This window comes from Pseudomonas sp. FW507-12TSA (genome assembly GCF_058781435.1).
In genome coordinates this window covers 1-4,621 of the sequence record NZ_JBYSWT010000062.1, presented here as the reverse complement: position 1 = coordinate 4,621, position 4,621 = coordinate 1, and the positions used below count along the sequence as shown (strand labels likewise).

4 protein-coding genes and 1 pseudogene are annotated in these 4,621 nt (G+C 52.2%); 2 read left to right on the top strand and 3 right to left on the bottom strand.

The window, feature by feature from the left end:
* Nucleotides 1-122: pseudogene (locus AC3WK8_RS31865) on the top strand (RNA polymerase subunit sigma-24); the annotation flags it as partial.
* A 341-nt stretch (nucleotides 123-463) separates the two neighbouring features.
* Nucleotides 464-1,342 (top strand): helix-turn-helix transcriptional regulator, encoded by an 879-nt coding sequence (locus AC3WK8_RS31860; RefSeq protein WP_158250079.1) that lies wholly within the window; start codon nucleotides 464-466, stop codon nucleotides 1,340-1,342.
* An 81-nt stretch (nucleotides 1,343-1,423) separates the two neighbouring features.
* On the opposite strand, the gene AC3WK8_RS31855 is transcribed toward AC3WK8_RS31860, so the two are convergent.
* The 3 genes from AC3WK8_RS31855 to AC3WK8_RS31845 all read right to left on the bottom strand — a co-directional run bounded on the left by AC3WK8_RS31855 (nucleotide 1,424) and on the right by AC3WK8_RS31845 (nucleotide 4,212).
* Entirely contained in the window at nucleotides 1,424-3,295 is a 1,872-nt protein-coding gene (locus tag AC3WK8_RS31855; protein ID WP_103327172.1) for a DUF2075 domain-containing protein, read from the bottom strand.
* Between the two features lie 24 nt (nucleotides 3,296-3,319).
* Nucleotides 3,320-3,703: a nucleotide pyrophosphohydrolase gene (locus AC3WK8_RS31850; RefSeq protein WP_103327170.1), complete on the bottom strand. Its 384-nt coding sequence runs from the start codon at nucleotides 3,701-3,703 to the stop codon at nucleotides 3,320-3,322.
* A gap of 227 nt (nucleotides 3,704-3,930) precedes the next feature.
* Nucleotides 3,931-4,212: a fructose-bisphosphate aldolase gene (locus AC3WK8_RS31845; RefSeq protein ID WP_103327168.1), complete on the bottom strand. Its 282-nt coding sequence runs from the start codon at nucleotides 4,210-4,212 to the stop codon at nucleotides 3,931-3,933.
* Nucleotides 4,213-4,621 lie beyond the last annotated feature (409 nt).

Sequence of the window (4,621 nt, the reverse complement as noted above, 5' to 3'; positions counted from 1 at the left end):
AGGGGAAGGAAGTGGTGGCGGTGGTGAGTTTTGGGTATGACGAAGCGGGGCGGGTGAACCGCGTCTTTATTATGCGTAATCCGGAGAAGTTGGGGTTGTTGGGGAGTGGTTTGTTGGTGTGATGTTCGTATCGCGCCGCCCTGAGTGCTGCGGATCAATAATGAGGTCACCAATGCCGATCAGTTTGGTCAAGGTAATCCCTTGTAGGAGCGAAGCTTGCTCGCGATGACCGTGTATTGATTGGATAAACGCAGCCTTTTAAGCCCGTCACTAAGAGTATCTCAAGACCCTTCATGCCTAAGAGAACCCGTTCGCAGCTAAGTGAGCCCATCGGGCTATTTGTGTCAGCGTTCCGGACTCGCATCACGTATGAGCATGTCGCTGTCGATAGATATATTGATTTTTACTCGTTTTCAGAGTAAAAACACATTTTAAGTGTTTTTGAGGGCGGGTGATGGAGCGGTTGAAAGAGTTGCGTAAGGCCTTAGGTCTAACTCAGGCGGCATTAGCGGATCATCTAAATGTCTCGCAGCAGACGGTTGCTCGATGGGAGCGAGGGGATGCTGAGCCAAATTTCGCTATGTTGAGGGACATCGCAACGCTAATGGGGACGAGCGTGGACGACTTGCTGGAGTATTCAGTCGGGCGGGCCAAGATACCCTCACAGCATTGGAACCCTCAGGACGAAAATATTGACGGATTCTGGGGGCATATCGGGCTTCTTCTTCCCGGGAAGGCAAAAAGCCAGTGGTACCCGATTACCGAAAGCGAATGTGAAAGGGTTAGTCGCTTTCTTTCGGAGCGACAGCCTTTTTCAGGCTGGTTATTGCTTACTACGCTTAACAATAAGGCTTTGATAGTCAATCCAGATCAGTTGCAAAGGATCAGGCTCCTTAATGATGCTGCTGATGAGCCTGATGATGGCGATTGGGAGCTTTCTATAGATGGTTATCAAGGCTGGGGAGCTGAAGTTTACCGTGGGATAGGCGAGTTTTTCTGGGAAGAGGATAAGTTTGAAGCCAAAAACTCCAAAAAACTGAAAAAGAGTATTTGTGACTTGGTTGAAGAACATCAGTTAGATGAGGAAGCTGTTTGTGAATTCCTTGAGCATACGAAGGTTCACCTGAATAGTGGTTCTCAAATTAGCTTTAAGGCTGTTCGGACTGGGGTTTATGAGCTTGCAGTCGAAGCGGATTGTGCAACACCAGCCACGATTTGCTTGGAAAACGATTACAGTGGGGAGCTGAATTATTTTGCTCCCAAGTATGTTGCTTTAGTGGAGATACCGCTAACGGAGTACCTTGAAGCAGCGAGGGAAATGATGACGGAGCTGGATAGTTAAAGGGTAGGAATTGAAAGTCAGTTTTGTGATTCAGCCTCCGTTTTTGGGAGGCTGAATCCTGAATAGTGACCTATGGGATCGTCAACTGCTGCTGTGCTCAGCAATCCGGTTTGCAAAATACTCTGCAGTCTCTGGATCGGTACAGTACAGATAGCAACCTTTCATCCCACGGGTCATCAAGGTTCGATAGGTGTTTTTGATGATCAGATCCGTCTCCTGTTGCGCCAGAACAGGCTGTTCCTTCATCAACTTTTTCCAACCGCGGATCGACTTGTCGTATTTGTCCCGCTCATGAGGCGAAGTCACTACCTTGCCATTACGCACGATCAGGTCCGGCCCGATGATCACTCCGATGTAATCCACCTCCAGCCCTTGGCAGGTGTGGATACAGCCGACTTGTTCTACGGAGTTGTCCGCGATGATCCACAAGCTGCCGTCCTGGTCCAGGTTCCATTGGCGCGCGTAGTTATCACCGATCTCAATATCCATGGCCTTGGAGTCTTTCTTGCTGCTCCATGGCCAGCAATAGCCAGCGACAACACGCGCTTTGTTGCTGTGGTTCTTCTCCTCGATAGCTGCGTGCATCGCCTGCGGAGAATCAAATACTTTGAACTCATACTCGCTGGTATCGAGCAATGGGTTGGCGGTCTCGCGAATACCCAATATGTCATCCAGCCACGCTAAGTAACCATCGGAACCACTGCAACGGAACTGGGAAGACAGGGTGTATTCCTCCACAGTCGCCCCTCTGGCCTCGGCAAAAGCACGGATAGCTTGTTTGCTACCAATGTCCTTTAAGGTCACACGCTGATCTTCGTCGATAAAGAACACCGAGCATTTGGCGGACCCGATCAGTTCCTTTATCTGGTTATCACCCTCGTTGCCATAAAAACCACTTTTTTCATTGAGCCTATGGGCCTCATCAACGATCAAAGCGTCATAAAAATCAGGCTTGATTTCCGTATAGGCACCGGAACCGGAAAATAGGCTGGAGAACTTGGTGGGTTTGACGGTGCCGACCAGTTTCTTTTCGTACACGGCGCGTGGCGCGGCGTTTTTCGAGACATATCTGCTCATCAACTGTAAGGCGGTGAGCCTTACCAACAAGTTGATGGCCACGACCGTTTTTCCGGTCCCTGGACCGCCCTCAATGATCACGACCTTTGGAGCATCGGCAGAGGCTTCTGTGACCGCAGCCAGTACCGACTCAAAGACGGTCTTCTGATCATCGATCAGAACGAACTCGGGCTTGCCATCCATCAGACCACTCAGCGCTTCAGCCAACGCCTTGGATGGACGAGTCTTACCAGTGGAAAGCTCGTAGAGTACTTCTTTGTTGTCGCCGTAATAGATGTGTTGCTTGAGAAAACTTCTCAGCTTCGTCAGTTCGTCAGGGCCCTTAAGGAATAACGGTGCCTTGCTGGTATAGGCGTCGTAGTGAGCCGAGTCGATAACGCCATCGCTGACATAGTTATGCAGATAGGCGCAAGGGCGGACTTGGATGCCTTTGTCATAGACGGCTTCATTGAAACCCTCCAGCAAAGTGGCGTACGACCACACCTGATAGGACGGGTGAATGGTTTCAACATGACTGCCACCTAGCGCCGTTTTTACGATTGCATCCTTACTGGTGGCGCTGGCTTTGCTCCACTGCTTCAGTTCGACCAGCACTGCATTTTTGGTTTGATGTTGATCGTGGCCTGTCAGCAAGAAGTCGATGCGTTTCATGGACTGCGGAATGTGCAGCTCAATGGCTACGCCAGCGTCATCCGGCAGATCCTTATCGCGCAGGACCTTGGCCATATAAGTCAGCGAACCTTGCCAAGATCTGATCTCCGAAGCCGCCACTTTCTTGCCCGTGGCCTCTTTGAAGTGCTTGAGGATGACCTCTTCGATATCGTCGTTATCGCAAACGTCGAGGAAGTGCTGTTTGGTCGCGGCGTAAACGATCACGAATAGTCCTTAGAGCCCAGAGGGTCAGAGTTGGTCGTACTTCTTGCTGGTGCTTTTGGCCTTGTCGACGGGGTACTTCTGGCCGTTCAACGCGAGTTTGCTGGTCACCGCTTTGTTGAGGTCGACGCCCAAAACAGTGCTTAGGCGCACCAGGTACATCAGTACGTCAGCCAACTCGTCTTTCACCGCTTGAGCGGTTTCTGGGCGCTTGGCTGCATCCAAGGCATCGGCTTCGCTCATCCATTGGAAGATTTCGCAGAGCTCTCCGGTTTCACCGGTGAGGGCCAGGAGCAGGTTCTTGGGGGAGTGGAACTGCTGCCAGTCGCGGTCGTCGGCAAAGCGCTGTAGTGCGGTTGCTAAGCGCTCGATGTCGAGTAATGGGGTGGGGAGGTCAACAGCAGTGCTCACAATCTCGCCTCTTGGTTGACTACAGCTGGTGCGACTAGGAGCTGTGTCAGAAATGGGAGGATTGATTGTAGGAGATTTCGTTTTTTGAGGAAGGGTTTTTAGAACTTATCGCTGGGTAGGGCTGCGGTTTAGCTCACGTGTACTTTTTGTGTTCGACGTAGAGGGCATTGTCTTGACTAGCAAGAGTAGACAAGCCGGCCCATGGCCGGCTCTCTTGCGCGCTTAGATCAACGACTAAAAGCCCGAGTCTCAATCACCGCCAACACATCCCGCACATCCTGCAGCAACAGTCGGGCGGTGTTGGTCACGGTGCCAATGTCCTTGTCGCTGGAGTCGCGCAGTCCAGCGCAGGCCATCAAATTCAGATAATCCAGCGTAGTGAGTAACCGCTCGCTGGCGCATGCATGCAGATCCTCTAGCGGGGCGTGGCTGTCGACAAACAGCACTGGTCCATCGCTGGCGATCGGGGTCAGGGGAATAAAGCGTTCGGATAGATCTTGAGTATTCATGGTGTCGTTTCTTCCATAAATGAAAAATCGCCACCTGTTGCTGCGAATCAACTGGGTGGCAGCTGTGCGCGGGTTCGCAGACCGAGGAAAGAAACAAACCCGGCAGACCCTGAGGTCTCCCACGCACAGCCGCCATAAACGAAAAGCAGGCGGAGTTTGCCTGACTTGCCATCAACTGTGTTGTTTGATTCTTTCTCTGAGGCTGCGAAACCCCATCACCGGCCAGGCCGGCGACGCCAAAAACTATAGGGATGCCGCGCACCAGGAACAACGGCGCTGCCGTAGGACGGATCCTGATTTGTGGTAGGGGCGGGCTGAGTTGCTGAGCGTGCCATGCATCCGATGCTGGCCCGCCTTGGCGCAGGTGCGGTGCGCTCCACCCCGCAGCACCAGCTCAATCCCCCAACTC

Excerpts from the sequence above, each read along its gene's own strand:
- AC3WK8_RS31845 (WP_103327168.1), bottom strand. The coding sequence starts at position 4,212 with ATGAATACTCAAGATCTATCCGAACGCTTTATTCCCCTGACCCCGATC.